The sequence below is a fragment of the Streptomyces boncukensis genome (assembly GCF_011045075.1).
Classification (GTDB): Bacteria; Actinomycetota; Actinomycetes; order Streptomycetales; family Streptomycetaceae; genus Streptomyces; species Streptomyces boncukensis.
The window spans coordinates 1-2,541 of sequence record NZ_JAAKZZ010000764.1; the positions used below are offsets into that span (position 1 = coordinate 1).

The 2,541-nt window shown below is 71.1% G+C and carries 1 protein-coding gene; it reads left to right on the forward strand.

The genetic code is table 11. The features are described from left to right. Positions 1 to 2,541 (forward strand): type I polyketide synthase (locus G5C65_RS35285; protein WP_165303139.1); only part of this gene is annotated, 2,541 nt, incomplete at both ends.

Below are 2,541 nucleotides of genomic sequence, written 5' to 3' on the forward strand. Positions count from 1 at the left end.
CCTGACCGCCCTCAGCCGCCTGTGGACCACCGGCACCCGCATCGACTGGACGAAGGTGTTCACCGACTGGGGCGGCCGCACAATCCCCCTCCCCACCTACGCCTTCCACCGCCAGCGGTACTGGCCGCAACCGAAGACGGTTGTGGGGGATCTGGATGCTGTCGGGTTGACGGACCCGGGGCACGCCCTGCTGGGGACAGCGATGGCGCTGGCGGACGGTGACGGGGTGGTACTCACGGGCCGGCTCTCGGTGAGCACACAGCCATGGCTGGCCGACCACGTCGTACTGGACCGCATCGTGGTGCCCGGCGCCGCGCTGGTCGACATGGTGCTGCGCGCAGGCCGGGAGGCCGGCTGCACCCTGATCCGCGAACTGGTCCTGCACACACCGCTGGTCCTGCCAGCCACAGGCGGCACCCACATCCAGATCCGGGTGGCAGCCCAGGACACCTCGCACGACCGGCCCGTGCAGGTGCACGCCCGCACGGACGGCACGGACACGTGGACGCTGCACGCTGCTGGCATTCTCGCCGCGCCGGACGCCGCAGCACCCGGGTTCGACCTGGTCGCCTGGCCGCCGCAGAATGCAACAAGAGTCGAGACTGACGGCTTCTACGACGCCCTGGCCGGAGCAGGGTTCACCTATGGCCCGATGTTCCAGGGCGTGCAGGGAATGTGGCGGGACCAGTCGGCCCTGTATGCCGAGGTGGTGCTGCCCGAGCCGGGCACCGGCCAGGTCGACGGGTTCGGCATCCACCCCGCACTGCTCGACGCGGCGCTGCACCCCTCCGGCCTCCTCAGCGACGACACCGAAACCTCTGGGCCACGGCTGCCGTTCGCATGGTCGGGCGTGGAACTGTTCGCGATCGGAGCGACAGTCCTCAGAGTGGCCATCACCCCCGACGGCGACAGCGTGTGCATCAAGGCAGCCGACGGCACCGGCGCACCAGTTGCGATCATCCGCTCTCTGCACACCCGAGAGCAACTGCCTGGCACCGCCGCACACGGCGATGCACTCTTCGCAGTCGACTGGATCCCAGCCCCGCCCACTGCCGAAGACGCTGCTCCGGACGAGGTGGGCGACTCCCGGTGGACAGTGCTCTCGGTGACAGATGGACCGGCACAGCAGACCGTCGGCGACGTGCTGCGCCGGGCACAGGAATGGCTCAACGAGGAGCGACCCGAGGACGCCCGTCTGGTGGTGGTGACGCGGGGTGCGGTGCCCGCGGGGCCTGGCGAGAGTGTGGATGTGGTGGGTGCGGCGGTGTGGGGGCTGGTGCGTTCGGCGCAGTCCGAGCATCCCGACCGGATCGTGCTGGTGGATGCCGATCCCGCCCTCGCGGCGGGCGATGAGGTGGATCTGGGGCTGCTGGCCGATGCGGATGAGCCGCAGGTGGCCATCCGGGACGGGCAGGTCCTGGTGCCCCGGCTGGCGCGGATCGCAAGCGCGACGCGGTCCGTGCCGGTGGATCGGGACGGCACGGTGCTCATCACCGGCGGTACCGGAACCCTGGGTGGTCTGCTGGCCCGGCATCTGGTGGCCGGGCACGGCATCCGGCGTCTGCTGCTGCTCTCCCGGCAGGGCCCGGACGCACCCGGTGCCGCGGACCTGGCCGCCGAACTCTCCTCGCTGGGCGCCGCCGATGTGCGGATCGTGGCCTGCGACGCGGCCGACCGCGACGCCCTGGCCGCCCTCCTCGCGGACATCCCCGGCCACGCGCCCCTGACCGGCGTGGTGCACGCCGCCGGAGTCCTGGACGACGGGGTGTTCACCGCCTTGACCCAGGAACGCCTCAACACCGTGCTGCGGGCGAAGGCCACCGCCGCGGCGAACCTGGACGAGCTGACCCGCGGCGCGGACCTGGACCTGTTCGTGCTCTACTCCTCCGCCTCGGCGACGTTCGGCACCCCGGGGCAGGCCAACTACGCGGCGGCGAACGCGTTCCTGGACGGCCTGGCCGCCCGACGCCGCGCGGAGGGACTGCCGGGAGTGTCGCTGGGCTGGGGGATGTGGGAGCAGGCCAGCACCATGACCGGCCACCTGGGGAACCGGGCCGGACGACTGGGCCCGGGACTGTCCAACGAGCAGGGCCTGGCCCTGTTCGATGCCGCGCTGGGTGTGGAGCGGGCTGCCGTGGTGGCGATGCTGCTGGATGTGCAGGCCCTGCGCTCATGGAGCGGCACCGTCCCGGTGCCGGCTTTGCTGCGTGGTCTGGTTCCGGTTGTTGTGCGGCGGGCGGATCGGGTGGCGGGGCGTGAGGTGTCGTTGGTGCGGCGGTTGGCGGGGTTGTCGGTGGAGGAGCGGCGTGGGGTGGTGCGTCAGGCGGTGCTGGCGGAGGTGGCTGGGGTTTTGGGCCATGTCTCGGCCGAGGTGGTCAGGGAGGGGCAGGCGTTTCGGGATCTGGGGTTTGATTCGCTGATCGCGGTGGAGTTCCGTAACCGGCTGAATGCCGCTACCGGGCTTCGCTTGTCGGCGACGGTGGTGTTCGATTATCCGAGGGTGGGGGTGCTGGTCGATCATCTGGTGGGGTTGTTGTCGGG